This is a genomic window from Gordonia jinghuaiqii (genome assembly GCF_014041935.1).
GTDB lineage: Bacteria > Actinomycetota > Actinomycetes > Mycobacteriales > Mycobacteriaceae > Gordonia > Gordonia jinghuaiqii.
This window is the reverse complement of sequence record NZ_CP059491.1, coordinates 3494542-3520724: the sequence shown is the minus strand read 5'-3', so window position 1 is coordinate 3520724 and position 26183 is coordinate 3494542. Positions and strand designations below refer to the sequence as shown.

Here is a 26183-nt window from a genome sequence, read left to right as displayed (position 1 = left end):
CGGGCGGGTCAGTCGACCTGTCGCACCGCGCCGCGGTCGGCCGACGTCGCCAGCTTGGCGTAGGCACGCAGCGCGGTGGTGACGGTGCGCTCGCGGTCCTTCGGCTGCCACGGGCGCTCGGAGGCCTCCATCTTCGCGCGACGCTCGGCGAGCACCTCGTCGGAGACAAGGACCTCGAGGCGACGCGTCTTGACGTCGATGAGGATCGGGTCGCCGTCCTCGACGAGCCCGATCGCGCCACCCGACGCCGCTTCCGGCGACATGTGGCCGACCGAGAGCCCCGATGATCCGCCGGAGAACCGGCCGTCGGTGATGAGCGCGCACTTCTTGCCCATCCCGGTGCCCTTCATGAAGGCTGTCGGATGCAGCATCTCCTGCATGCCGGGACCGCCGGCGGGACCCTCGTAGCGCACGACGAGCACCTCGCCGGCCTGGATCGTCTTCGACAGGATCACCTGGACGGCGTCTTCCTGGCTCTCGACCACCCGGGCCGGACCCTCGAAGTGCCACAGATCCTCGTCGATGCCCGCGGTCTTGAGGACCGCACCGTCCGGGGCCAGGTTGCCGCGGAGCACGCACAGACCACCTTCGACGGTGTAGGCGTGCGCGAGATCACGGATGCAGCCGCCTTCGGCGTCGGTGTCCAGCGAACCCCACCGGTTGGCCGTGGAGAACGGGGTGGTGGTGCGTACCCCGCCGGGAGCGGCGTGGAACAGTTCGACGGCCTCGTCGATGGCCTTGCCGCCCCGGATGTCCCAGTCGTCGAGGGCCTGGGCCATCGTCGGGCTGTAGACCGTCGACGTGGTGTCGTCGAGGAGTCCGGCGCGACGCAGCTCGCCGAGGATCGCGGGGATTCCGCCGGCCCGGTGGACGTCTTCCATGTGGTAATCGGAGTTGGGCGAGACCTTCGACAGGCACGGCACGTTCCGGCTGATCTCGTCGATGACCGACAGGTCGAAGTCGGCGACCTCGCCCTCCTGCGCGGCGGCGAGGACGTGCAGCACGGTGTTGGTGGAGCCGCCCATCGCGACGTCGAGCGCCATCGCGTTGCGGAATGCGGCCGGGGTCGCGATGTTGCGCGGCAGGACAGATGCGTCGTCGTCGCGGTACCAGCGTGTCGCGGCTTCGACGACGACCTTGCCTGCCCGCTCGAACAGCGCGTGACGTGCCTCGTGGGTGGCCAGCGTCGACCCGTTGCCGGGTAGTGCGAGGCCGAGTGCCTCGGTGAGGCAGTTCATCGAGTTGGCGGTGAACATGCCCGAACACGAACCGCAGGTGGGGCACGCCGCAGCCTCGACCTCGCTCAATGCGGCCTCGTCGACGTCACTGTTGGCCGACGCGGAGATCGTGGTGATCAGGTCCGACGACGGATGGACCACATCGCCGACGACAACTGCCTTGCCGGCCTCCATCGGTCCGCCGGAGACGAAGACGGTCGGGATGTTCAGTCGCATCGCGGCATTGAGCATGCCGGGAGTGATCTTGTCGCAGTTGGAGATACACACCAGCGCGTCGGCGGTGTGTGCGTTGACCATGTATTCGACCGAGTCGGCGATGATCTCACGGCTCGGCAGCGAGTAGAGCATGCCGCCGTGACCCATCGCGATGCCGTCGTCGACGGCGATGGTGTGGAACTCGCGCGGGACGCCGCCGGCAGCGCGGACGGCGTCGGCGACGATGTCGCCGACGTCCTTGAGGTGGACGTGGCCGGGCACGAACTGGGTGTAGGAGTTGGCGATCGCCACGATCGGCTTGCCGAAATCGTCATCGGTCATCCCGGTGGCGCGCCACAGGGAGCGGGCGCCTGCGGCTTCCCGGCCGACGGTGGTGGTGCGTGACCTCAGGGCTGGCATGGCTTCCTCGAATCGATCGGTTCTTCGGGCGACCCGACACGGCCGGGCCGTGTTGAGTCGGAGTCTCGACGGGCTGGTCGCATGATCCCCGCGGCCCTGGGCGCTGACACGCCAGGCTACTCCGCTGTGACGTGCGGGAACAACACGATTCGGGCAGCGGTGTCGTCGCTACCCGCGCGCCTGGGCTGCTGCCTCGAAGGGATCGGGAATCCGACCGCCGCTGACGACCGACAGTGCGGGCAGGTCGCGGAAACCGATCGCGGGCAGACGAACTCGCGTCTGGTCCTGGAGTACCGCGCGCACCGAGCTCCACTTGGGGAACTGCAGGCCGGCGATGTCGGACCAGGCGATGTCGGTCGTGGAGAAGGTGCCGACGGCACGGATGCCGTCCTCGGTGACCACGGTGCGCAGGCGATGGATCCACAGCCACAGCAGAACCGGGATGATCAGTGCGAAGGCGAACCACCACGACGCGCCGATGAGCAGGACCACCACGAGCGCGACCATCGGAACCGTGAAGTAGGCGACCCGGTTGATCCGGAAGGTCACCGGGTAGTCGAATGTCACGGCGTCGTCGTCGATGTCCGCGGCGTTGCGGGGCGACGGGTCGGCGGGGTCGGGAGAATCAGTCGGCACGCTTCCATTGTGCCAATTGCCCGCCGGGGTACTCGCCGACGGGTTGTCCTCCGCCGGTGACGGCGGCGGTCCGGCCGGTGGCCGTGACGCGGCTCACCACCTGTGGGTTCCCAGTATGTGGGACGCGAGGGTCCGGAGTTTGACTCAGAACTACGCACAGTCCTACCGTGAACCCCGTGATGCAGAACGGGATCCTCGTAGTAATCGGCTGGCGCGTCTTCGCCTGACCGGTCACCTCGCAGACCCCCAACCGGCATCGACGCGCCACCCTCGAACAGCTGAAGCTGTCGGGGGTTTTTTCATGCCAGGTATTTCCATCACACCAACGCCAATCCACAACCAAGATGAGGATCGTGCAGTGAGCGCACCAACAGCACGCACCGACACCGGCCGCAATGAGCCGGGTCGCAACGGATTGCGGCAGCAATCTCCGGCGGCGGGCAACCTCCGTGCGGTAACGCAGCACACCGTCGCGCCCGAGCGCGTCAGTGGCGCTCAGTCTGTGGTCCGTTCCCTCGAGGAGCTCGGCGTCGAGATCGTCTTCGGCATTCCCGGTGGCGCGGTCCTGCCGGTCTACGACCCGCTCCTGGACTCGACGAAGGTCCGGCACGTCCTCGTGCGGCACGAGCAGGGTGCGGGCCATGCCGCGACCGGGTACGCCCAGGTCGCTGGCCGCGCGGGCGTGATGATGGCCACCTCCGGCCCGGGTGCGACCAACCTGGTGACGCCGCTGGCCGACGCGCAGATGGACTCCGTGCCCGTCGTCGCGATCACCGGCCAGGTCGGCCGGGCGCTGATCGGGACCGACGCCTTCCAGGAGGCCGACATCTCCGGCATCACGATGCCGGTCACCAAGCACAACTTCCTGGTGAGCAGGGCCATCGACATCCCCAAGACGATCGCCGAGGCGTTCCACATCGCCGAGAGCGGACGCCCGGGTGCGGTCCTCGTCGACATCCCCAAGGACATCCTGCAGGCCCAGACCACGTTCTCGTGGCCGCCGCAGATCGACCTGCCCGGCTACCGTCCGGTCACCAAGCCGCACGGCAAGCAGGTCCGGGAGGCCGCACGGCTGATCAACGCCGCGACCTCGCCGGTCCTCTACGTCGGCGGTGGCGTGATCAAGGCCAACGCCTCGGCGGAACTGCTCGAACTCGCCGAGCTGACCGGCATCCCGGTGGTCACCACCCTGATGGCGCGCGGCGCCTTCCCCGACAGCCACGATCTGCACCTCGGCATGCCCGGCATGCACGGCACGGTCGCCGCCGTCGCGGGCCTGCAGCGCAGTGACCTCCTCATCACCCTGGGCGCCCGGTTCGACGACCGGGTGACCGGCCAGCTGTCGTCGTTCGCCCCGAACGCCAAGGTCATCCACGCCGACATCGATCCGGCCGAGATCGGCAAGAACCGTCCGGTCGACGTGCCGATCGTCGGCGACTGCAAGGCGGTCATCGCCGAGCTGACCGAGACCCTGCGCGACGAGCGGGCCACGAGTGGCGCGAACGCCGACATCTCGCAGTGGTGGGCCTACCTCGACAACCTGCGGCGCACATATCCGGTGAGCTACGACCGTCAGACCGACGGCTCGATGTCGCCGGAGTTCGTCATCCAGTCGCTGGGCAAGGCCGCCGGACCCGATGCGGTCTACTGTGCCGGGGTCGGCCAGCACCAGATGTGGGCCGCTCAGTTCATCTCCTACGAGAAGCCGCGCACCTGGCTCAACTCCGGTGGACTGGGCACGATGGGTTACGCGGTTCCGGCTGCGATGGGCGCCAAGGCCGCCGACCCCGATGCCGAGGTGTGGGCCATCGACGGCGACGGCTGCTTCCAGATGACCAACCAGGAACTGGCGACCTGCGCCATCGAGGGCATCCCGATCAAGGTCGCCCTGATCAACAACGGCAACCTGGGCATGGTCCGGCAGTGGCAGACGCTGTTCTACGACGAGCGTTACTCCAGCACCGATCTGTCGACGCATTCGCGGATGATCCCGGACTTCGTCAAGCTCGCCGAGGCGCTGGGCTGCGTGGCCTTCCGCGTCGAGCGTGAAGAGGACGTCGACGACGTCATCGCCCAGGCACGTGCGATCAACGACCGTCCCGTGGTCATCGACTTCATCGTCGGCAAGGACGCCCAGGTGTGGCCGATGGTCGCCGCGGGCACCGGCAACGACGAGATCATGGCCGCACGCAACATCCGTCCGCTGTTCGACGACGACGCGGCGGCCGACCCGGCCGAGATCCACGAGACCATCCAGAAGGACGACGCGGCCGCACCCAGCACGGCTGCCTCAAAGAAGGACGAGCAGTGAGCACCACTCATACCCTCAGCGTCCTGGTCGAGGACCGCCCCGGCGTCCTGGCCCGCGTGTCGGCGTTGTTCTCGCGGCGAGGCTTCAACATCGAGTCGCTGGCCGTCGGACCGACCGAGCTCAAGGGCACCTCGCGGATGACGATCATGGTCAGAGTCGAGGATTTCCCGCTCGAGCAGGTCACCAAGCAGCTCAACAAGCTGATCAACGTGATCAAGATCGTCGAGCAGGACCCGGGCAGTTCGGTGTCCCGCGAGTTGATGATGGTCAAGGTCCGCTCCGACTCCACGGTGCGCACCGAGGTCATCGAGGTGGTGAACCTGTTCCGCGCCAAGGTCATCGACGTGTCGCCGGAGTCGCTCACCATCGAGGCGACGGGCACATCGGAGAAGCTCGAGGCGCTTCTGCGGATGCTCGATCCGTACGGTATCCGTGAGATCGCGCAGTCGGGTGCGGTGACCCTCGGTCGAGGGCCGAAGAGCATGTCGGCCAACCGCTGACAGACAGACCCCGCTGACGGCGGCACCGACCGGTGCCGCCGCCGGCGACAAGAGAATTACGAAGCCCCTTGAACGCCAACGCGTTCGCCGGGGGCACCACATATCGAAGGGAAACACAGTGGCCATCGAACTGTTCTACGACGACGACGCAGATCTGTCGATCATCCAGGGTCGCAAGGTCGCGGTGATCGGCTACGGCAGCCAGGGCCATGCGCACTCGCTGTCTCTGCGCGACTCCGGCGTCGACGTCGTGATCGGTCTCCGCGAGGGTTCCAAGTCCAAGGCCAAGGCCGAGGAGCAGGGTCTCAAGGTGCTGACCGCGGCCGAGGCTGCCGAGTGGGCCGACGTCATCATGGTTCTCGCCCCCGACACCTCGCAGGCGAAGATCTTCACCGAGGACATCGAGCCGAACCTGAAGGACGGCGACGCGCTGTTCTTCGGCCACGGACTCAACATCCACTTCGGCCTCATCAAGGCGCCGGAGAACGTGACCGTCGCGATGGTCGCACCGAAGGGCCCGGGTCACCTCGTCCGTCGCCAGTTCGTCGACGGCAAGGGCGTTCCCGCGCTCATCGCGGTCGACCAGGACCCGAAGGGTGAGGGCCAGGCCCTCGCACTCAGCTACGCCAGCGCCATCGGCGGCGGCCGCGCCGGGATCATCAAGACCACCTTCAAGGAAGAGACCGAGACCGACCTCTTCGGCGAGCAGGCCGTACTCTGCGGTGGCACCGAGGAACTCGTCAAGACCGGCTTCGAGGTCATGGTCGAGGCCGGCTACGCCCCCGAGATGGCCTACTTCGAGGTGCTGCACGAGCTCAAGCTCATCGTCGACCTCATGTACGAGGGTGGCATCGCCCGCATGAACTACTCGGTGTCGGACACCGCCGAGTTCGGCGGCTACATCTCCGGTCCGCGGGTCATCGACGCCGACACCAAGGAGCGCATGCGCGGCATCCTCACCGACATCCAGGACGGCACCTTCGTCAAGCGCCTCGTCGCCAATGTCGAGGGCGGCAACAAGGAGCTCGAGGGCCTGCGCAAGGAGAACGCCGAGCACCCGATCGAGGTCACCGGCAAGAAGCTGCGCGACCTGATGAGCTGGGTGGATCGTCCGATCACCGAAACCGCCTGAGTCGTAGCATTTCTCACGATCGGCCCCTGGGATTCGTCCCAGGGGCCGATCGTCTGTTGGGGGCGGCGTCGTCGAATCCGGATCGGCTGTGGATTGTCTTCGACTCTATGGAGCGGTTCACAGCTACCGTCAATTTCGACCATGAGTGGGGGTGTGATGCGGGTAGATCCAGGTGTGCTCCGTTCGCTGGCGAATCAAACCGACGACGCTGCTTCGGCTCTTCTGACAGCCGATCTCGGAGGTAAGGCGCAACGTCGGGAGGTCCGCTTGCCGTGGGCGGTGTTCATCCCGATGGGGAAGCTCGATCTGTCGCTGACACCTGGTCAGAGGGCTTTCTTCCCAGTGGCGGTCGGCATCATTGTCGTCGCTGCGATCTACGGCGAGTATGCGCGGAATAAGCATGGACCGCCGAGGATCACCTTGGACATAGGTGCCCTGATGCTCAATCGGACTTCGTCGCAGACGTCGTTTCCATGGGCAGACATCACTCGCATTGACGCCGAACGGATCGGATCATGGCCGAAGCGCGACGTGGTGTTCATCGACAGCGGTCGGTAGGACCAGCAGGGTTCGCGTGGCGGGCGATCGCGACAATAACGCGTTGGGGGACAACGGTTAAGCCGGCCCGCTGACCAGATGCGCTGACGGCCACTGTGGTGTTCGGGGACGTACGAGAGACCGGTCAGGCCGGGTCGCGCGGCGCCGGGGCCGAGGAGTGGCCGCGAGTCCTGTGCAGATGGGAATGGTCGAGCCGGGAAGCGCTGCCCACGACCGCCCCTGCGGCAAACACCTTTTCGGGGCTCGTCATGTCGATCGGGTTGCCCGGCGCTCGACGAACCAGAAGTCCGGTCGCGACAGCACCGAGGACGGCGACGCCGGCGGTCACGCCGAAGGTGAGCACCTGGGCGAAGGTCGCCGCGTCGAGCGCACTCGACAGATAGCCGGTGAACTCCGGATCGAAGTGGTCCGGATGCAGCCCCGTCTGCTCGGCGGCCTCGATGTCGTCCCGCATCTTCTCGTACTGCCCGTCGGTCAGATCGGGTAGCGGGGAGCCGTCGATGCGCGAGTGCAGCTCTTTCACGTACGCGGAATGGAACACGAGGTAGAACGCCGCGATACCCAGTGCCCCGCCGAACTGTTCGGCCGTCGCCGACACCCCGGACACCTGGCCGTGGTGTTCGGCCGGACCCGAATCGAGGGACACCGGGTCGTTGACCGTCAGCACGATGGCCAGGCCGATGCCGTACAGGGTCAGTCCAGGGATGAGCAGGACGAACGAATGGGTGGGTACCGCCACCATCAAGGCGACGCCCGCCAGGCCGAGGAGCCCGAAACCGGTCATCAGCGGTGTCCGGCCGCCGACCCTGTCGTACCACCGGCCCGCGAGCGGGGCGACGACAACCATGGGCAGCGTCGTCGGCAACAAGGCGAGACCGGCTGTCGCGGGGGCCATCCCGAGGTTGAGGATGAGCAGCAGCGGGAAGATCACACCGAGTCCCATCTCGATCATGCCGCCCAAACCCTGGCTGATGGTCGCACCGGCGTAGTTGCGGTGCCGGGCCAGCAATCGCAGGTCCATCAGCGGAACAGCGATGCGGCGTTCGACGACGACGAAGATCACCGCGGCGACCGCGGCGGCCAGCAACGGCAGCCACACTCCGGGCGAACCCCAATTCCACACCTGCGACTGTCCGATCCCGAACACCACGCCGATCAGCGTGATGCTCAGCAACACCGCGCCGACGACGTCCACGCGCGGACGTTCGGTGCGCGCCGGGTCGCGTCGAACGACCAGCAGCGCGATGGCCGTCGACGCCACGGCGAGCGGCACGTTCACCAGCATCACGAAACGCCAGCCGAGTGCGCCGGTCAGTGTGCCGCCGATGATCGGGCCGAGCGCACCGGCGACTGCCGCGGCACCACCGAGCGTGCCGAGTGCCCGGCCCGCGTCCCGTTCGCCGGCCACCGCCGACACGATCGCCACCGATGTGGGCAGCAACAGGGCGCCGCCGACGCCTTGGATGGCGCGCGTCGCCACCAGGAATTCGAATGTGGGGCCAGCCCGGCGGCCAGCGATGCGGCTGCGAAAACGATGGAACCGAGGGTGAACACCCGTCGAAGGCCGAAGAGGTCGCCGAGTCTGCCGCCGAGGACCATGAGCCCGGCGAGCGGCAACAGACTCGCGGTCGGGACCCACTGCACACTGCTGGAACCGACACCGAACTCGTCCATGATCGCCGGCAGGGCGAGGGGAACGGCCGTCTGGCTGACCAGGATGACCGCGTTGCCGACCGTCATGGCGAGGATGACGAGCCCGAGTCGCGATGTGGCGTCCGGCGACGGCGTGCCGACCGTGCTCATGTCGCCTCCTCCGCGCGGCGCTCGGAGCGCCCGGGCCGCGACGCGTCCAAAGATCGCACGATCGCCGGCGGAGTGCCCGAATACGGGAGAATCTCGATCGATCGGGCTAACGCAGATCGCCGGTGCACACAGCACGACGCCCCGGATGACAAGTCATCCGGGGCGTCGGTTGGGGCTGGGACTCGGAGTCGTCAGGCGACCCGGAACCCCTTGTAGGCGTCGAGCGACCCGATCCGGTTGAGGATCGGCTTGATGTTGGTGCCGGTCTCCGGCCCGATGCATCCCAGGAAGTAGTAGGCGTTGACCATGCCGACGAGGCGATCACCGACGACCACCGGACTGCCGGAGTCGCCTTCGATCACGCACATCTGACTGACGTGGATGTCGCCGTCGGAGAACCACGCGATGCCGCAGGTGTTGCCGGTGGTCCGGCCTTCCTTGCAGGCGATGGTCGGGAACGCGAGCGGACGGGGATCGACCGAGCGGATCGTCACTCCGCGCACCGTGCGCAGCGGCACCACCCGCGACTGGTTGAACTCGATGACCGCCATGTCGAGGTCGGGTGCCGAGTAGGTGATGGTGCCGGCCTGACCGCGGTCCTGGAAGGTCTCCGAGTAGACCTTCTGGCCGGGGTTGCCACAGTGCCCGGCGGTGACGCCGATGAGCTTGTTGGTCTTCGACCGGCCGATTGTGGTGAGCGTGCACGCCGCCGCGGAGTTGCCACCCTTGAGCACCAGGATTCCCGAACCACCCCCGAGGAAGATCTTCGCCGGTGCGGCGACCGCGACGCCCCCTCCCCAGCCGGCCAGCACCGTCGCAGCCAAAACCGCCAACAGTACTGTCAGCTTCTTCGTCATCCGCACTCCACTTCTCAGTTCAGGGCACCGAAATGCCTGCCGGGCCATATCGGCAGTCGGCCAAGCACACCGTACCGGGCGCCATCGCCATTCGCGCCGGCGTGGGATCGACCCGGGGTCGCTTTGCAACACTTCTGTGATGCTCAGGGCAACCTATCCGTAATGCCCGTCACACTCTACCCAGCAACGCGGACTCGCCTGGGGTTTCGGGGTAGACCGCCTCCTCGACGGCGTGTACCACACCTCTAAGCTGTCGTCAGGAGACGTCGACGACCTCTCCGCACCGTCGTTGGTGAAAAATCGTATGCCCCGAACCTGGAGAAAAGACTGTGAGCTCTGCTGGCCGACCGGTTGTACTCATCGCCGACAAGCTGGCGCCGTCCACCGTGGAAGCACTCGGTGACGGTGTCGAGGTGCGATGGGTCGACGGCCCAGATCGTCCCAAGCTGCTCGAGGCGGTCGCCGACGCCGACGCGATCCTCGTGCGTTCCGCGACGACCGTCGACGCGGAGGTGCTCGACGCGGGCAAGAAGCTGAAGATCATCGCACGCGCCGGAGTCGGTCTCGACAACGTCGACGTTCCCGCGGCCACCGAGCGCGGCGTCATGGTGGTCAACGCGCCCACCTCCAACATCCACACCGCCGCCGAGCATGCGGTCGCCCTGCTGATGTCGGCGGCGCGCCAGATCCCGGCCGCCGATGCGACCCTGCGTGAGAAGACCTGGAAGCGTTCGTCGTTCAACGGCGTCGAGATCTTCGACAAGACCGTCGGCGTCGTCGGGCTCGGCCGGATCGGTCAGCTCGTGGCGGCTCGTCTGGCCGCTTTCGAGACCCACGTCATCGCCTACGACCCCTACGTCTCGCCCGCGCGTGCGGCGCAGCTGGGCATCGAGCTGGTGTCGCTCGACGAGCTCCTCGAGCGCGCCGACTTCATCACCGTGCACCTGCCCAAGACCCCGGAGACGCTCGGCCTGATCGGCGCCGAGCAGCTCGCCCGCACCAAGAAGGGCGTGGTCATCGTCAACGCCGCCCGCGGCGGGCTCATCGACGAGCAGGCGCTGGCCGACGCCATCAAGTCCGGACAGGTCCGTGCCGCAGGCCTCGACGTCTTCGCCACCGAGCCGTGCACCGACTCGCCGCTGTTCGACCTCCCGCAGGTCGTGGTGACCCCGCACCTGGGGGCCTCGACGAGTGAGGCCCAGGACCGCGCCGGCACAGACGTCGCCAAGAGCGTGCGTCTGGCACTGGCCGGTCACTTCGTGCCCGACGCCGTCAACATCACCGGCGGTGCCGTGGACGAAGAGGTCGCGCCCTGGCTCGAGGTGGCCCGCAAGGCCGGTGTCCTCGTCGGCGCCATCAGCAAGGAGCCGCCGACCTCGCTGGTGGTCGACGTGCGCGGCGAGCTCGCCGCCAACAATGTCGAGGTACTCGGACTCTCGGCGCTGCGCGGCCTGTTCTCGGCCGTGCTCGACGAGCCGGTCACCTTCGTCAACGCCCCGGCCGTCGCCGAGGGACGCGGCGTCACCAGCGAGGTGACCACCGCACCGGAGAGCCCCAACCACCGCAGCGTCGTCGACGTGAAGGCAGTCTTCGCCGACGGCTCGGTGCACAACGTCTCGGGCACCCTGTCCGGGCCGCGCCAGGTGGAGAAGATCGTCAACATCAACGGACGCAACTTCGATCTCCGCGCCGAGGGTCACAACCTCGTCGTCAGCTACGACGATCAGCCGGGTTCGCTCGGCAAGATCGGCACCCTGCTCGGCGAGGCCGGGATCGACATCCTCGCAGCAGGCCTGTCGCAGGACGCCGAGGGTGGTGGTGCCACGATGATGCTGCGGGTCAGCAGTGCGCTCGACGACGATGTCGTCACCGCGATCGGCGACGCCGTCTCGGCCACCCTGATCGAACAGGTCGACCTGTCGTGAAACTCGCAGTCATCGCCGGCGACGGCATCGGACCCGAGGTCATCACCGAGGCGCTGGGCGTCCTCGAGGCGGTCGTACCGGCGGTGAGCACCACCGAGTTCGATCTCGGTGCGCGCCGCTATCACCGCAACGGAGAGCTGCTGACCGAGGACGACCTCGAATCGCTTCGCCGCCACGATGCGATCCTGCTCGGCGCCATCGGCGATCCGTCGGTGCCCTCGGGAGTCCTGGAGCGCGGCCTGCTGCTCACCATGCGGTTCGCGCTGGATCATCACGTCAACCTGCGGCCGTCGCGCCGATTCCCCGGTGTCTCCTCGCCTCTCGCCGGTGACCCCGACATCGACTTCGTCGTCGTGCGCGAGGGCACCGAGGGTCCGTACACCGGCAACGGTGGAGCGATCCGCGTCGGCACCCCGCACGAGGTGGCCACCGAGGTGAGCGTCAACACCCGCTTCGGCGTGGAACGAGTGGTGCGCAACGCATTCCAGCGTGCGCAGCAACGCCGTAAGAAGCTGACGTTGGTCCACAAGACCAACGTGCTGACCTTCGCCGGGTCGATGTGGAGTCGCGCGGTCGCCGAGATCGGCGCCGAGTTCCCCGACGTGTCCACCGATTACTGCCACGTCGACGCGGCCACCATCTATCTGGTCACCGATCCCGGCCGCTTCGACGTGATCGTCACCGACAACCTGTTCGGCGACATCATCACCGACATCGCGGCCGCGGTGAGCGGCGGCATCGGGCTGGCCGCATCGGGCAACATCGACGCCACCGGCGCCAACCCGTCCATGTTCGAGCCCGTGCACGGTTCGGCCCCCGACATCGCGGGTCAGGGCAAGGCCGATCCGACCGCCGCGATCCTGTCGGTCGCGTTGCTTCTCGAGCACCTCGGCGAGCGGGACGCCGCCGCGCGGATCGAGAAGGCGGTCACCGAGGACCTCGCCGACCGGAGCGGAACGTTCAGCACCGCCGAGATCGGCACGCGAATCCGCAAACGCCTGAGCTGAGAGTTCCGCTACGCGGATCCACCACTGATGGCGGAACCCACCACCCCGAATCGGGCGGTGGGTTCCGCCATCAGTGCATGGGTGGTGCACCGGCGGTCGCCGGCGGGTTTGCGTCGGATTCAGGCGTCGACGGGTTCGCCGGCTCGCAGCGGCGGATCGCGGGGCACCAGGGGCGCGGCGATCAGTGGCGCGAGAGCGGTCACGGCGAAGGCGACCGGGAACCCGATCGCGGCGATCAGCGCCCCCAGCGCCGGGGTGGTGGCCGCGGTCACCAGATACTGGCCGGTGTTCTGTACGGCCAGTCCGCGTCCGCTCCACTCGGGTCCGGCGAACTCGGCGATCGCCGTGAACGCCAGGCCGTTGTCGGCGACAGAGATCACGCACGCCACCGTCATCAGTGCCGGCGCGAGCGGACTGTCGAACCAATCTGCAAGTGCGAGAGCGCACATGGAGGCCACCCCGGCCACGGCGATCACCCGGACCGGACGCATCCGCGACAGCCACGCGTCCGACCATCTGCCCGCGACGATCCGGCCGAGCGCCCCGGTCACCTGCGACACCGTGATCAGGATTCCGGCACCGGCGGGAGACCACTCGTGTGCCACGATCAGCCAGGTCGGTATGAAGGTCCACATCATCGACTGCGGTATCACCAGCAGCATGCTGACGGTGTGCACGCGCGCGAGGAACAGGCTGCCGCGGTAGGGGTTCGACGGTGCGTGGGCGGGCTCGTCGGATGCCGCACGGTGCTGTGGCCGTGGTGGGTCGGTGATGCCGACCATCACTGCGATGAGGCCTGCGGCGGTCACGATCGCCGGGATCGCCAGTGCGGCAGCAGGTCCCTTGCCTGCCGCGATGACCGGCATGGTGAGCGCGCACACGCCGATCCCCAGTGGCTGCGCCATCTGCCGGATGCCCATGGCGGTCCCACGCTGGTGGGCGGGGAACCAGCCGACCACGATCCGGCCACTCGCCCCGTTGGCGGCTCCGGAGCCGATTCCTCCCACCAGCAGTGCGGCGCCCACGACGACATAGGACGCGCAGACGGCTGCGGCGACGGCTGCGCCGGTCGCCCCGATCAGTGAGATGGACAGCGACAGCAGCAGGATGCGTCGTTCGCCGTAGCGGTCCAACAGGATTCCCCACCCGATGGTGGCCGCCGTCAACCCGATGACCGGGACCGCGGCGAGCGTCGACGCGGCGGTCAGCGTGAGTCCGGCGTCGGTGTGCAGGGCCGGAATCAGATATGCGATACCACTGACGACACACGTGGTGGTCAGCGCGGCGAGTAGGGAGCAGCCGAGGATGACCCACCTTCTGGCGGTGGAGATATCGGCGGTGACACCCATGCGAAACCCCCCTCGAAGACTCGCTCACGGCGGCACGCGGTCTCATGATGTGGAACAGGCTGCCCATATTCTAGAACCGGGTGTGTCATGCCCCAACTCGGCTCCCAACGGGTGGGATCGGCGGTGCGCTAATGTCTGCACATGCGCTTAGGTCGAATTGCGAGTCCCGACGGAGTGGCTTTCGTGTCCGTCGAAGGGGTCGGCGACGACGCCGTCGCCAAGGAGATCGCCGAGCATCCGTTCGGCACCCCGACGTTCACCGGACGCTCCTGGAAGATGGCCGACGTCCGAGTACTGGCCCCGATCCTTGCGAGCAAGGTCATCTGTATCGGCAAGAACTACGCGGCCCACGCGGCGGAGATGGGCGGTGAGGCACCGGACACTCCGGTCATCTTCCTCAAACCCAACACCTCGATCATCGGACCCGAGGTCCCGATCGTGCGCCCGCCGTCGTCGGAACGGGTCGACTACGAGGGCGAGCTCGCCATCGTCATCGGCCGACCGTGCAAGGACGTGAAGGCTGCGCAGGCCAAAGATGTGATCCTCGGCTACACCGTCGCCAACGACGTCACCGCACGGGATCAGCAGAAGGCCGACGGTCAGTGGACGCGCGCCAAGGGATACGACACGTTCTGCCCGCTCGGCCCCTGGATCGAGACCGACTTCGACCCCACCGACGCCGAACTCGTCACCGAACTCGACGGTGAGGTCAAACAACGCACCCGAACGTCGTTGATGCTCCACGACATCGGCGCGATCGTGGAATGGATCACGCGGGTGATGACCTTGCTCCCCGGCGATGTCATCCTCACGGGCACCCCGGAAGGCGTGGGACCCATGGTCGCCGGCCAACGCGTGTCGGTGACGGTCGACGGCATCGGCACCCTCTCCAATCCGGTGGTCGACAAGTGACCGCGCCCAACACTGCGCACGTCAACGGCATCGACATCTCCTACAGCCTGGTCGGCAGCGGCCCGCTGGTGGTCATGGTCATGGGGACGGGAAGCCCCGGACGCGTGTGGAAGGCCCATCAGGAACCGGCACTCGTCAAGGCCGGATTCACCGTTGTCACCTTCGACAACCGCGGCATCGCCCCGTCGTCGGAGTGTGCGGAGGGTTTCACCCTCGACGACATGGTCGCCGACACCGCGGCCCTGATCGAGCACCTCGGTCGCGGCCCCGCGATCGTCATCGGGACCTCGCTGGGGGGCCGCATCACCCAGGAGCTGGCCCTGGCGCGTCCCGACGTCGTCAAGGCTGCGGTGCTCCTCGCGACCTACGGACGCAACACCCCTATGCAAGAAGCGATCTCGGCAGGCGAGCGCGCTCTGTACGACAACAAGATCAAGCTCCCGCCGGAGTACGAGGCCGCGATCACCGCCCACCTCAACCTCTCTCCGCACACGCTCGACGACGACCGCGCCGCACGGGACTGGCTCGACATCATCGGCTTCTCGCCGCAGGTGGTCACCCCGGGCGTGCGGGCCCAACTCGAACTGCACAACCACGAGGCGGACCGGCTCGCGAAGTACCGCGGCATCAGCAGGCCCACGCTGGTCGTCGGGTTCGCCGATGACCGGACGCTGCCGCCGAAACTGGCCAGGGAGGTCGCCGAGGCGATTCCGGGGGCCGAGTACCTCGAGATCGAGCGCGCGGGCCACTTCGGGTATCTCGAGCAGCCCGCCGAGGTGAACAGGGTTCTCGTCGACTTCTGCGGTCGCCACCGCGCCTGACGAAGGCAGCCGCCCTCGACGCGGTGCCGGGCGGTGAAGCGGCTTCGATACGCTGAGCCTCATGACCAGTAGTGAGGCTGTACGAGTCCGATTCTGCCCATCTCCGACGGGGACGCCCCACGTGGGACTCGTGCGGACCGCGCTGTTCAATTTCGCCCAGGCCCGCCACGACGGCGGCACCTTCGTGTTCCGCATCGAGGACACCGACGCCTCGCGGGACAGCGAGGAGTCCTATGAGGCCATCCTCGACGCCCTGCGCTGGCTCGGTCTCGACTGGGACGAGGGCCCCGAGGTGGGCGGTCCCTACGGTCCGTACCGCCAGTCGCAGCGTCGCGACCTGCATGCCGACGTCGTCGCACGACTGCTCGAGGCGGGGGAGGCCTACGAGGCGTTCTCCACACCGGAGGAGGTCGAGGCGCGTCATCGCGCGGCCGGACGCGACCCCAAGCTCGGTTACGACAACTTCGATCGTGACCTGACCGCCGAGCAGCGTGCGGCCTACCTGGCTGAGGGACGCAAACCCGTTGTGCGCCTGCGTATGCCGGACACCGATCTCACCTGGGACGACCTCGTACGCGGTACGACGACGATCAAGGCGGGCACCGTGCCGGACTTCGCCCTCACCCGGGCGTCGGGCGATCCGCTCTACACGCTGGTCAACCCGGTGGACGACGCCACGATGAAGATCACGCACGTGCTGCGCGGCGAGGACCTGTTCTCCTCGACCCCCCGCCAGCTCGCCCTGTACGACGCGCTGATCCGCATCGGCGTCGCTGATGCCGTGCCGGCCTTCGGGCATCTCCCGTTCGTGATGGGGGAGGGCAACAAGAAACTCTCCAAGCGCGACCCGCAGTCCAACCTCTTCCACCACCGCGACCGCGGTTTCATCCCCGAGGGCCTGCTCAACTATCTCGCGCTGCTCGGGTGGGGCTACTCCGGTGACGTCGACGTGTTCAGCCTCGACGAGATGATCGCGGCTTTCGATGTGCGGCAGGTGAATTCGAATCCGGCGCGGTTCGATCAGAAGAAGGCCGACGCCATCAACGCCGAACACATCCGCAGGCTCGAGGTCGGCGACTTCACCGCGCGGCTGAAGTCCTACCTGATCACGCAGGGCAAGCTCGCCGAGCCGATCGACGACGTGGTCTTCGCCGCGCTGGCCGAACTCGTGCAGACACGAATCCAGGTGCTCGGTGACGCCTGGGACCTCATCGCGTTCGTCTACGTGCCCGATGGCGAGTTCACGATCGACGAGAAGGCGGCGAGCAAGAACCTGGGCGCCGATGCGGTGCCCGTTCTCGACGCCACGATCGCCGCTGTGGAGTCTCTGGACTCCTTCACCACCTCTGCCCTGCAGGACGCTCTGAACGCCGCTCTGGTGGACGATCTGGGGCTCAAACCACGCAAGGCGTTCGGTCCGGTGCGAGTCGCTGTCACCGGCTCGCAGATCAGTCCTCCGCTGTTCGAGTCGATGGAGATCCTTGGCCGCGACAAGACCCTCGCGCGGTTGGCCGCAGCACGGGAGATGGCGGCCAAATAGCGGCTCTGACCTGCACGTTTGTGGACTTCCGGTAACCCTTTGATACTCTCTTTCTCGGCAGTTTTCCCCGGGGAAAACCAAGCCAATGGGGTATGGTGTAATTGGCAACACAGCGGTTTCTGGTACCGCCATTCTAGGTTCGAGTCCTGGTACCCCAGCGGACAGAAAGAGATCGAGACCGTGCTAAGGTCTTGATCGCCGGAAGTTCCATGGCCCCGTCGTCTAGCGGCCTAGGACGCCGCCCTCTCAAGGCGGTAGCGCGGGTTCGAATCCCGTCGGGGCTACAACAAACACCCTCCCTCTGCAGCGCAGAGGGAGGGTGTTTTGCTGTGCGGGACATGGGTTGTCGGGCATGTCGCGAAGGTCACACGCGACATGCCCGGTCGGCGGGCAGGTATGGCTCAGGGCATGGGGCTCACAAGAATTCGGCGGTGCTGCCCGACGCCGGCATCTCGGGAATGCCGAGTTTGCGATGATCCCAGGAGCGCGTCCGCGACGGTACGACACGGACGGCCACGCGCTTGTGCATCATCTGCTCGACGAACGGCCGCGACTCCTCGGTGTAGGGGGCCGTGTAGCGCTCCCAGACGCTGATGCCGACCCGCAGGCACGAGTCCGGGTCGTCGAGGATCTCGGCGGTCCCCTCGAAGGCGACGCCGCGGAGTGTGTCGTAGGTGTCGCCGTCCTCGATCATGACCGAGCAGCGATTGTTGCGGCGGAGGTTGACCGCCTTCTGTGACTTGGCCTTGGTCTCGAACCAGATCTCGCCGTCGATGATCCCGTACCACATCGCGACGAGGTGGATGCCGCCGTCGGGGCCCGTGGTGGCGAGGGTGGCCGTGCGGCTGCGGGTGACGAACTCGTCGATCTCCGTCTCGGACATGACGATCTGATTGCGTTGATTGACTCCCATTCCTCGACGCTAGCCGACGGCGCGGACGGGTGGAACCGTAAGTGCCTCAGGCGCGGGAGGTCTGCAGTCGCTTGTGGATCGCGTCCGCGGCGGCGAGCAGATCGGCTGCCCACCGCGCGCCGGGGCGGCGACCCATCCGGTCGATGGGGCCGGAGACCGAGATCGCGGCGACCACATCGCCGTTGCCGTCGCGGACCGGTGCGGAGACGCTCGCCACGCCTGCGGCTCGCTCACCGGCGCTCTGCGCCCAACCGCGCCGCCGGATCTCGTGCAGGGTGCGCTCGCTGAAGACGGTGTCGTGCAGCAGCGCGCGCTGGGTGCTCGGCTCGGCCCAGGCGAGCAGGACCTTGGCCGCCGAGCCCGCGCTCATCGGAAACCGGGTGCCGACCGGGACCGTGTCCCGAAGTCCGGTGGGCGGTTCCATGGCGGCGACGCACACCCGCTCGGCGCCCTCGCGGCGATAGACCTGAACGGACTCGCCGGTGATGTCGCGCAGTCGGGGAAGGACCATCAGTGCCGATTCGGTCACCGAATCGTGTGCCGAGGAGGCGAGTTCGCCGAGGACGGGGCCGGGCTGCCAGCGCCCGGTGACGTCGCGGGTGAGGAAGCGGTGGGTCTCGAGGCCGACGGCGAGTCGATGTGCGGTCGCGCGGGGGAGGCCGGTGCGTTCGCACAGCTCCGAGAGGTTGCGCGGAGCTTCGGCGATCGCGTGCAATACAGCCACGGACTTGTCGAGCACACCGATTCCGCTGCTGATCTCGGATGCGCTATCCTTTCCCATAGGACGATACTAGCTGTCCAAATAGTGAGATGCACGTCGATCGCCAGCCGAGAGCGTGCGCCGTCCGTGGAACCCGAGAAGATATCGAGTGCAGCCATGAGCAACAGCCCAGCCCAGCCGCTTACTCTCGCCGAGAAGGTGTGGCGTGACCACGTCGTCGTACCCGGCGATGCCGATGCGTCCGGGAACACCGATCCCGACCTGATCTACATCGACCTCCATCTCGTGCACGAGGTCACCAGTCCGCAGGCGTTCGAAGGCCTCCGCCTGGCGGGTCGGCCGGTCCGACGCCCCGACCTGACCATCGCGACCGAGGACCACAACGTCCCGACCGTCGACATCGACAAACCCATCGCCGATCCCGTGTCCCGCACGCAGGTCGACACGCTCCGCAGCAACTGCGCGGAGTTCGGAATCCGCCTGCACCCCATGGGCGACGCCGAGCAGGGCATCGTCCACGTGGTCGGCCCGCAGCTGGGTCTGACCCAGCCCGGGATGACGGTTGTGTGCGGCGACAGTCACACCGCGACCCACGGTGCCTTCGGGGCGATCGCGATGGGTATCGGTACGAGTGAGGTCGAACATGTGCTTGCGACCCAGACCCTGTCGCTGCGCCCGTTCAAGACGATGGCGATCAATGTCGACGGCGAACTGCCGCCGGGGGTCACGAGCAAGGATCTGATCCTGGCGATCATCGCGAAGATCGGCACGGGCGGAGGCCAGGGCTACGTGCTCGAGTACCGCGGCGAGGCGATCCGGAAACTGTCGATGGAGGCCCGGATGACGGTCTGCAACATGTCGATCGAGGCCGGTGCCCGTGCCGGGATGATCGCGCCCGACGAGGTGACCTACGAATTCCTCAAGGGTCGGCCGCATGCCCCGCAGGGTGCCGATTGGGATGCTGCTGTTGCCTATTGGGACAGTCTGCGCACCGATCCGGATGCCACGTTCGATGCCGAGGTCCACATCGACGCCACGGAACTGACCCCGTTCGTCACCTGGGGTACCAACCCGGGTCAGGGTGCGCCGCTGGGTGCGACGGTGCCGAACCCGGCCGACTACGGCGACGAGGTCAAGGCGAGCGCCGCGGCGAAGGCGCTCGAGTACATGGATCTGGAGCCGGGAACTCCGCTGCGCGACATCAGGGTCGACACCGTGTTCGTCGGTTCGTGCACCAACGGCCGCATCGAGGATCTGCGTGCCGTCGCCGGCATCCTGAAGGGCCGCAAGGTCGCGGACGGGATGCGGATGCTCATCGTGCCCGGCTCGATGAGGGTGCGCGCGCAGGCCGAAGAGGAAGGGCTGGGCGAGATCTTCCTCGGCGCCGGTGCCGAATGGCGTCAGGCCGGGTGTTCGATGTGCCTGGGGATGAACCCCGACCAGCTCGCCCCCGGCGAGCGCTGCGCGTCGACATCGAACCGCAATTTCGAAGGGCGACAGGGCAAGGGTGGGCGAACACACCTCGTCTCCCCGGAGGTGGCGGCCGCCACTGCCGTTCGCGGCACGCTGTCCGCCCCCGCCGATCTCGGTTGAGTCACGGAACCGAGACAGTTTCGCCTTGCAACCAATGGCTCGGTGCGACAACGGCCAGGGCGGCCAATGTCGCTGACTGCCAACGTGTTGCCTCGACCGTCGCCGGGTATCGCGGCGGCACGCACCACGAACCTCCATCCCAGACAGATCATTCGAACAGGGACTTGAACAATGCAACCGTTCACCGAACACACCGGCATCGGCGTCCCGCTGCGACGCAGCAACGTCGACACCGACCAGATCATCCCGGCCGTCTACCTGAAGCGGGTGACGCGCACCGGCTTTGAGGACGGTCTGTTCGCCGGGTGGCGCACCGATCCCGACTTCATCCTGAACAACGAACCCTGGAGCCGCGGGTCTGTCCTGGTGGCCGGGCCCGACTTCGGGACCGGCTCCTCGCGGGAGCACGCCGTGTGGGCCCTGTCCGATTTCGGCTTCCGCGTGGTGATCTCGTCGCGCTTCGCCGACATCTTCCGCGGCAACGCGGGCAAGGCCGGCCTGGTGGCCGCCCAGGTCGAGCAGTCCGACGTCGAGCTGCTCTGGAAGCGTCTCGAGGAGAGTCCCGGTCTGGAAGTGACGGTGAGCCTTGTCGATAAGACCGTCACTGCCGGAGACCTCGTGGTGCCGTTGGCAATTGATGACTACACGCGGTGGCGTCTGCTGGAGGGTCTGGACGACATCGGCCTGACGTTGCGCCAGGTAGAGAGCATTTCCGAGTATGAGGCGTCACGTCCGTCGTTCAAGCCGCGCACCCTCTCCGACTGATCGACGCGCCGCGCGGCGGGCGGTCTCGTAGCGGTCGGGACCGGCGTGAGCTCCCATGCGATTTCGCAACACGGCGTCTTAATTGGCGTGGAAGATGGACGTTTTCAAATTCGACGTTTACCGTGTGTGGATAGCTGGCCGAAAACTCGGTCAGATCAGCTTGCGGAGGTACTCATGAACAAGGCGGAGCTCATTGATGAGCTGACCAAGAAGCTCGACGCGGATCGCAAGACTGCGACAGAAGCCGTCGAGCTCGTCGTCGACACGATCGTGCGCGCGGTCAACAAGGGCGAGAGCGTGACGATCACCGGCTTCGGCGTATTCGAAAAGCGGAAGCGCGCACCGCGCGTCGCTCGCAACCCGCGCACCGGCGAGACCGTGAAGGTCCGCGCCACGTCGGTCCCGGCGTTCCGTCCGGGCGCGCAGTTCAAGGCCGTCGTGGCCGGCAAGCAGAAGCTCGCCGCGACCGGTCCGGCTGTGAAGCGCGGTAGCGGCACGACCACCACGGCGGCGAAGAAGGCTGCACCGGCCAAGAAGACCGCGGCCAAGAAGGCCACCCCGGCCAAGAAGACCGCGGCCAAGAAGGCTCCGGCGAAGACCACCGCGGCCAAGAAGGCCACGCCGGCCAAGAAGACCACGGCGGCCAAGAAGGCCACCCCGGCCAAGAAGACCACGGCGGCAAAGAAGGCCACCCCGGCCAAGAAGGCGGCTCCGGCAAAGAAGGCCACCGCGGCAAAGAAGGCTCCGGCCAAGAAGACTGCGGCAAAGAAGGCTCCGGCCAAGAAGGCCACTCGCCGCTGACCCACCCGCTCACGCGGCCAGCACGTTCGTTCAACCCCTGGTGTACTTCCCCCGCCAGGGGTTGAACTGTATGTGGGGGTGGGCGAATCCGGGGGCGGGGAGCGCCGGGTGAGCACGGTTCAGTCGGTCGGCAGCGGACTGGCGATGTGATCGGCGGCCACCAGTCGGCCGTCGTCCAGGGACAGAACCCACACGCTGCCCTTGCGATTCGATGCCTTGGGCAACGAGATTCCGTCCTGTTCCGCCCACCAGTCCATGAGCGGCGGGATCACCTTGCCCTGGCTGCAGACAGCCAGGGTTTCCGGCATTTCGGACGCGAGCTCGCGGATTCGACGTTGCGTCGCTGTCGGATTCGTGCGGTAGGCCTCTTCGGACAGGTCGGGCTCGATGTGCAGTTCGGTGTCCAACCGCGCGCGCAACGGCTCCAGGGTCTGTTCGCATCGCACCCGGTCGGCGGCATGGATGCGCGCCGCCCCGAAAGCGAGCAGGAGCGGAACCAGCGCCGCCGCCTGGGCACGGCCGACCTTGTCCAGGGGCCGCAGGCGGTCGTCGCCCTTGTACCTCGACCGCCGCCCGGCCTTCGCATGCCGCACCAACAAGAAGGTGTGCAGGTCCGCCGGCAACCGCGTGAACTCCTGCAGGATCGCCCGGTCGAGAGGGTAGCTCAGCAACTTTCGTGCCTTGTCCACCGAGACCCAGCGGAGGTCGTCGACCTCGTGACCGGCGGTGAACGTCCCCCCGGTGGCACGCGCCGACCAGTAGCGCACGTGCTTGCGCGTGCTGCCGAGGTCGTAGTGGACGTCGTCGAGGTACCGGCCCAGGACGACGTGTTGCCCGGTCTCCTCGGCGATCTCACGTACCGCGGTGTCGATCAGCGTCTCGCCCGACTCGCCCTTGCCCTTGGGCAGGGTCCAGTCGTCGTACCGGGGCCGGTGGACCACGGCGAGCTCGAGATCCGCGGCCGCAGTGGAACCCGACATTCCCGGCCGCCAGACCACTCCGCCAGCGGCCCACACACTCTTCGTTGTCTTCGCCATCGTGGGTGATGTTAGGCGTCGAAGGTTACAGACCGGTGCGGGTCACGAGTTGGTGTCCGGCCGACGACGATTGCGGCGCATCATCTGTCGCTGATGATCGCGGACCTCTTCACCTTCGGCGGGTGAGGCCACCCAACTGCCGTCGGAGTGCAGGACCCAGCAGCGCGTACGCGGGTCCAGCGCCGAGGCGAAGATCTCGCCGAGTTCGCCGGCGAGCCGGTCGTCGCGAACGTTCACCATCACCTCCACGCGCCGGTCGAGGTTGCGGTGCATCATGTCGGCGCTGCCGAACCAATACTCGTTCTGCGCACCGAAATGCAGGATTCGCGAGTGCTCGAGGAACTGGCCGAGAATCGATCGCACGTGAATGTTGTCACTGACCCCCTCCATGCCCGGCCGCAGCGCGCAGATGCCACGAACGACGACGTCCACGGGCACGCCGCTCTGCGAGGCGCGATACAACGCGTCGATGACCTGCTCGTCGACGAGAGCATTCGCCTTCAGCTGGATTCGCGCGCGTGTGTCACCCTCACGGAAGAGTTCGATCTCACGATTGATCCGGGCGATGATGCCGGCGCGGATGCCGTGGGGCGCAACGAGGATGTTGCGGTACTCCCGTTTACGCGAGTATCCGGTGAGGGTGTTGAACAGGTCGGTCAGGTCGGCGCCGATGTCGGGCGCGGCCGTCAGCAGGCCCACGTCCTCGTAGAGTCGTGCGGTCTTCGGGTTGTAGTTGCCGGTGCCGATGTGGCAGTACCGCTTGATGGTCGAACCCTCGCGGCGCACCACCAGACAGGTCTTGCAGTGAGTCTTGAGCCCGACGAGCCCGTAGACGACGTGGACGCCCGCCTGCTCGAGTTTGCGCGCCCACTTGATGTTCGCCTGTTCGTCGAACCGCGCTTTGATCTCCACCAGGGCGACGACCTGTTTGCCGGCCTCCGCGGCGTCGATGAGCGAGTTGACGATCGGGGAGTCGCCGGAGGTGCGGTACAGCGTCTGTTTGATGGCCAGTACCTGAGGATCTGCTGCGGCCTGTTCGACGAACCGTTGCACGCTGGTCGAGAACGAGTCGTAGGGGTGATGGACCAGGACGTCGCCGTCGCGCAGCGTCGAGAAGACACTCTTGGGCGTCTCGCGCTCACCGAAGGCCGGATGGGTCGCGGGGACGAACGGGCGGTCCTTGAGGTGGGGCCGGTCCAGGCCGTAGATCTCGAAAAGCGATGACAGATCGAGGAGTCCGGGGACCTGGATGACGTCGGCGGGGTTGACCTCGAGCTCGCGCAGGAGCAACTCGAGCATGTGCTCGCTCATGTCGTCGGCGACCTCGAGCCGGACCGGCGAACCGAAACGACGTCGCGCGAGTTCTCGTTCGAGGGCCTGGAGGAGGTCCTCGTCGCGGTCCTCCTCGACTTCGAAGTCGGCGTTCCGGGTGATCCGGAACGCGTGGTGCTCAACGACTTCCATGCCGGGGAAGAGAGTGCCGAGGTTGGCCGCGATGAGGCTCTCCATCGGCAGATACACCGCACGCTTCTTGGTGTCGTCGGGGCCGCGATACGGCGCGTGCCGGTCCACGCGGATGAAACGGTTGACGTTGTCGGGGACCTTGACTCGGGCGAAGTGCTCGCCGGTCTCGTTGATGTCGCGCACGGTCACCGCGAGGTTCAGGGACAGCCCGCTGATGTAGGGGAAGGGGTGTGCGGGGTCGACCGCCAGCGGGGTGAGGACCGGGAAGACCTCGTCGGAGAAGTAGTCGACCATCCGGGCGCGCTGCTCTTCGGTGAGCTGCGACCACGTCACCACGTAGATGTCGTTGTCGGCCAACGCGGGGCGGACCGAATTGAGGAAGACCCGGGCGTGGCGATCGGCGATGGTCTGGGTACGCCCGGCGATGCGCATCAGCTGTTCGCGCGGCGACAATCCGTCGGCGGACCGCACCGACAGTCCGGTCTCGTCGCGTCGTTTCAGGCCGGCGACCCTCACCATGAAGAACTCGTCGAGGTTCGAGGCGAAGATCGCGAGGAACTTCGCGCGTTCGAGCAGTGGCAGCGAGGTGTCCTCGGCGAGTGCCAGCACGCGCGAGTTGAAGTCCAGCCAGCTCAATTCCCGATTGAGGTACCGATCCTCGGGGAGGTCTGCGGACTCGTCGGGCAGCAGGGTCGCGGCGGGCGGTGCGTTGGGGATCGGTGTCGTGGTGACCACGGGGGTCTGCGAAGCGTTGTCGTCAGCGGGGCTCACCCGACAATCATGACCCATCGTCAGGACCGGCGTGCATGGTCAGGGGTCGACTGAGGTCCGGGGCGTGCGGGTCGACGGATTCGCCGGGTCTGCCCGGCGTCGCTCACTCAGAGGTGACGCAACGCCTCGATGGTGTGTGCCCCGAGACCCAATTCGTGCGCCGCGGCGAGATCCGTTGCGGTGTCGACATCGGTGCGCAGGTCGGCCCAGCGCCGCCGGCCCGGATCGAGTTCGACCGCGCCCGCCGCCCGGTGTGCCGCCGCGGAGTCCGGACCGAACCGCGGCGTCCAGTCGAGAACGGGCGACCCGTGCGGATCGGCGGCCCCCTGCAGTAGAGACTTGTGGAGTAGAGACCCGTGGAGCAGAACCGTGCCGGTGCCGTCCCGGTCGGTGACGAAACCGGACCGGTGGTGCGGTGTCTCGCGCAGCACCTCGATGAACGAGGCGCTCGTCGCCGCGGGCAGGTCGGCCTGGACGAACAGGAGGTCGGTGGACTCCTGCCAGGTCTCGTGGGCCCAGCGTGCGCCGTAGCCGAAGGCGGCGTTCAGCCCGGACGTCGTCGACGAGCCTGCCGGCGCCTCGGGTAGACCGTGGATGTCCGACCGGCGTGCGGTTGCCAGAACCTCGTCGTCGGGGCTGACGACGACGATCCGTGTGACACCCGCGCCACGCAGGGCGGCCACGGTGTCGAGGAACATGGCCAGCACCAGGGATCCCCGGGTGGTGGGGTCATCGCCCTCGGACGCGGTCGACAGCGTGGCGGCCAGCCGCGATTTCGCGCGGTGCAGATTCTTGACCGCGAGCACCGCCGCGACCGTCGTCGCCGCGGGTGGGGCGGCGCCGCGGTTGATGTCCACCGGGTGGATGTCCACCGGGTCGACCTCGACAGCGCTGTGTTCCATGCAGACCATCAT

The 26183-nt window shown here is 67.2% G+C and carries 21 protein-coding genes, 2 tRNA genes and 1 pseudogene; 14 read left to right on the top strand and 10 right to left on the bottom strand.

What is annotated here, in order from left to right:
* Positions 1-8 precede the first annotated feature (8 nt).
* Positions 9-1853 carry a dihydroxy-acid dehydratase gene (gene ilvD, locus H1R19_RS15710; protein WP_219849510.1) on the bottom strand — a complete coding sequence of 615 codons (1845 nt, stop codon included), beginning with the start codon at positions 1851-1853 and terminating at the stop codon, positions 9-11.
* Positions 1854-2021: 168 nt separating this feature from the next.
* Entirely contained in the window at positions 2022-2489 is a 468-nt protein-coding gene (locus H1R19_RS15705) for a PH domain-containing protein (protein WP_188327641.1), read from the bottom strand.
* 358 nt (positions 2490-2847) lie between these two features.
* Here H1R19_RS15705 and H1R19_RS15700 point away from each other — a divergent pair, with 358 nt between their 5' ends.
* The 4 genes from H1R19_RS15700 (at position 2848) to H1R19_RS15685 (ending at position 6990) form a co-directional block, all read left to right on the top strand.
* Positions 2848-4800: an acetolactate synthase large subunit gene (locus H1R19_RS15700; protein WP_188327642.1), complete on the top strand. Its 1953-nt coding sequence runs from the start codon at positions 2848-2850 to the stop codon at positions 4798-4800.
* Positions 4797-5300 (top strand): acetolactate synthase small subunit, encoded by a 504-nt coding sequence (gene ilvN / locus H1R19_RS15695; RefSeq protein ID WP_188327643.1) that lies wholly within the window; start codon positions 4797-4799, stop codon positions 5298-5300. The genes H1R19_RS15700 and ilvN overlap by 4 nt, the downstream gene beginning before the upstream one ends.
* A 118-nt stretch (positions 5301-5418) precedes the next feature.
* Positions 5419-6432 carry a ketol-acid reductoisomerase gene (gene ilvC, locus H1R19_RS15690; RefSeq protein WP_188327644.1) on the top strand — a complete coding sequence of 338 codons (1014 nt, stop codon included), beginning with the start codon at positions 5419-5421 and terminating at the stop codon, positions 6430-6432.
* 141 nt (positions 6433-6573) lie between these two features.
* Entirely contained in the window at positions 6574-6990 is a 417-nt protein-coding gene (locus H1R19_RS15685) for a hypothetical protein (RefSeq protein ID WP_219849509.1), read from the top strand.
* A gap of 124 nt (positions 6991-7114) precedes the next feature.
* Here H1R19_RS15685 and H1R19_RS15680 read toward each other — a convergent pair.
* Positions 7115-8664 (bottom strand): annotated as a pseudogene (locus H1R19_RS15680) (MFS transporter).
* 320 nt (positions 8665-8984) lie between these two features.
* The gene (locus H1R19_RS15670; protein WP_188327647.1) at positions 8985-9650 is read right to left on the bottom strand and encodes a chymotrypsin family serine protease; all 666 of its coding nucleotides are present in this window, start codon (positions 9648-9650) and stop codon (positions 8985-8987) included.
* A 329-nt stretch (positions 9651-9979) separates the two neighbouring features.
* Here H1R19_RS15670 and serA point away from each other — a divergent pair, with 329 nt between their 5' ends.
* Positions 9980-11575 carry a phosphoglycerate dehydrogenase gene (serA, locus tag H1R19_RS15665; protein WP_188327648.1) on the top strand — a complete coding sequence of 532 codons (1596 nt, stop codon included), beginning with the start codon at positions 9980-9982 and terminating at the stop codon, positions 11573-11575.
* The gene (locus H1R19_RS15660; RefSeq protein WP_188327649.1) at positions 11572-12582 is read left to right on the top strand and encodes a 3-isopropylmalate dehydrogenase; all 1011 of its coding nucleotides are present in this window, start codon (positions 11572-11574) and stop codon (positions 12580-12582) included. Before serA ends, H1R19_RS15660 begins: the two co-directional genes overlap by 4 nt.
* Positions 12583-12701: 119 nt before the next feature.
* Here the strand turns inward: H1R19_RS15660 and H1R19_RS15655 are convergent, their stop codons facing one another.
* Positions 12702-13931, bottom strand: a complete 1230-nt coding sequence (locus tag H1R19_RS15655) for an MFS transporter (RefSeq protein ID WP_188327650.1) — start codon at positions 13929-13931, stop codon at positions 12702-12704.
* 141 nt (positions 13932-14072) lie between these two features.
* Between H1R19_RS15655 and H1R19_RS15650 the strand changes: the two genes are divergently transcribed.
* The 5 genes from H1R19_RS15650 (at position 14073) to H1R19_RS15630 (ending at position 17488) form a co-directional block, all read left to right on the top strand.
* The gene (locus H1R19_RS15650) at positions 14073-14843 is read left to right on the top strand and encodes a fumarylacetoacetate hydrolase family protein (protein ID WP_188327651.1); all 771 of its coding nucleotides are present in this window, start codon (positions 14073-14075) and stop codon (positions 14841-14843) included.
* On the top strand, positions 14840-15664 hold the full coding sequence (locus tag H1R19_RS15645; RefSeq protein WP_219849506.1) for an alpha/beta fold hydrolase: 825 nt from the start codon (positions 14840-14842) through the stop codon (positions 15662-15664). The genes H1R19_RS15650 and H1R19_RS15645 overlap by 4 nt, the downstream gene beginning before the upstream one ends.
* A 61-nt stretch (positions 15665-15725) precedes the next feature.
* Positions 15726-17204 (top strand): glutamate--tRNA ligase, encoded by a 1479-nt coding sequence (gltX, locus tag H1R19_RS15640; protein ID WP_219849505.1) that lies wholly within the window; start codon positions 15726-15728, stop codon positions 17202-17204.
* Between the two features lie 86 nt (positions 17205-17290).
* Positions 17291-17362, top strand: a tRNA-Gln gene (locus H1R19_RS15635).
* Between the two features lie 53 nt (positions 17363-17415).
* A tRNA-Glu gene (locus H1R19_RS15630) sits at positions 17416-17488 on the top strand.
* A gap of 131 nt (positions 17489-17619) precedes the next feature.
* On the opposite strand, the gene H1R19_RS15625 is transcribed toward H1R19_RS15630, so the two are convergent.
* Entirely contained in the window at positions 17620-18117 is a 498-nt protein-coding gene (locus H1R19_RS15625) for a PPOX class F420-dependent oxidoreductase (RefSeq protein ID WP_188327654.1), read from the bottom strand.
* 46 nt (positions 18118-18163) lie between these two features.
* A complete protein-coding gene (locus H1R19_RS15620) occupies positions 18164-18898 on the bottom strand; it encodes an IclR family transcriptional regulator (RefSeq protein ID WP_188327655.1) in 735 nt (244 codons plus the stop codon).
* Between the two features lie 96 nt (positions 18899-18994).
* Here H1R19_RS15620 and leuC point away from each other — a divergent pair, with 96 nt between their 5' ends.
* The 3 genes from leuC (at position 18995) to H1R19_RS15605 (ending at position 21997) form a co-directional block, all read left to right on the top strand.
* Positions 18995-20431, top strand: coding sequence for a 3-isopropylmalate dehydratase large subunit (gene leuC / locus H1R19_RS15615; protein WP_188327656.1), 1437 nt, complete (start codon positions 18995-18997; stop codon positions 20429-20431).
* A 171-nt stretch (positions 20432-20602) separates the two neighbouring features.
* On the top strand, positions 20603-21196 hold the full coding sequence (gene leuD, locus H1R19_RS15610) for a 3-isopropylmalate dehydratase small subunit (protein WP_188327657.1): 594 nt from the start codon (positions 20603-20605) through the stop codon (positions 21194-21196).
* Positions 21197-21370: 174 nt separating this feature from the next.
* Positions 21371-21997, top strand: a complete 627-nt coding sequence (locus H1R19_RS15605; protein WP_219849504.1) for an HU family DNA-binding protein — start codon at positions 21371-21373, stop codon at positions 21995-21997.
* Positions 21998-22116: 119 nt separating this feature from the next.
* Here H1R19_RS15605 and H1R19_RS15600 read toward each other — a convergent pair whose 3' ends face one another.
* The 3 genes from H1R19_RS15600 to H1R19_RS15590 form a co-directional block, all read right to left on the bottom strand.
* The gene (locus tag H1R19_RS15600; RefSeq protein WP_219849503.1) at positions 22117-23034 is read right to left on the bottom strand and encodes an NUDIX hydrolase; all 918 of its coding nucleotides are present in this window, start codon (positions 23032-23034) and stop codon (positions 22117-22119) included.
* Between the two features lie 42 nt (positions 23035-23076).
* The gene (locus H1R19_RS15595; protein WP_188327660.1) at positions 23077-25269 is read right to left on the bottom strand and encodes an RNA degradosome polyphosphate kinase; all 2193 of its coding nucleotides are present in this window, start codon (positions 25267-25269) and stop codon (positions 23077-23079) included.
* Positions 25270-25376: 107 nt separating this feature from the next.
* Positions 25377-26171 carry a CofC family guanylyltransferase gene (locus H1R19_RS15590; protein WP_219849502.1) on the bottom strand — a complete coding sequence of 265 codons (795 nt, stop codon included), beginning with the start codon at positions 26169-26171 and terminating at the stop codon, positions 25377-25379.
* Between the last annotated feature and the right edge of the window lie 12 nt (positions 26172-26183).

Coding starts and splice junctions, on each gene's coding strand:
- ilvD (WP_219849510.1), bottom strand. CDS start 1,853: ATGCCAGCCCTGAGGTCACGCACCACCACCGTCGGCCGGGAAGCCGCA.
- H1R19_RS15685 (WP_219849509.1), top strand. CDS start 6,574: ATGAGTGGGGGTGTGATGCGGGTAGATCCAGGTGTGCTCCGTTCGCTG.
- H1R19_RS15670 (WP_188327647.1), bottom strand. CDS start 9,650: ATGACGAAGAAGCTGACAGTACTGTTGGCGGTTTTGGCTGCGACGGTG.
- H1R19_RS15655 (WP_188327650.1), bottom strand. CDS start 13,931: ATGGGTGTCACCGCCGATATCTCCACCGCCAGAAGGTGGGTCATCCTC.
- H1R19_RS15650 (WP_188327651.1), top strand. CDS start 14,073: ATGCGCTTAGGTCGAATTGCGAGTCCCGACGGAGTGGCTTTCGTGTCC.
- gltX (WP_219849505.1), top strand. CDS start 15,726: ATGACCAGTAGTGAGGCTGTACGAGTCCGATTCTGCCCATCTCCGACG.
- H1R19_RS15625 (WP_188327654.1), bottom strand. CDS start 18,117: ATGGGAGTCAATCAACGCAATCAGATCGTCATGTCCGAGACGGAGATC.
- H1R19_RS15620 (WP_188327655.1), bottom strand. CDS start 18,898: ATGGGAAAGGATAGCGCATCCGAGATCAGCAGCGGAATCGGTGTGCTC.
- leuC (WP_188327656.1), top strand. CDS start 18,995: ATGAGCAACAGCCCAGCCCAGCCGCTTACTCTCGCCGAGAAGGTGTGG.
- leuD (WP_188327657.1), top strand. CDS start 20,603: ATGCAACCGTTCACCGAACACACCGGCATCGGCGTCCCGCTGCGACGC.
- H1R19_RS15605 (WP_219849504.1), top strand. CDS start 21,371: ATGAACAAGGCGGAGCTCATTGATGAGCTGACCAAGAAGCTCGACGCG.
- H1R19_RS15600 (WP_219849503.1), bottom strand. CDS start 23,034: ATGGCGAAGACAACGAAGAGTGTGTGGGCCGCTGGCGGAGTGGTCTGG.
- H1R19_RS15590 (WP_219849502.1), bottom strand. CDS start 26,171: ATGGAACACAGCGCTGTCGAGGTCGACCCGGTGGACATCCACCCGGTG.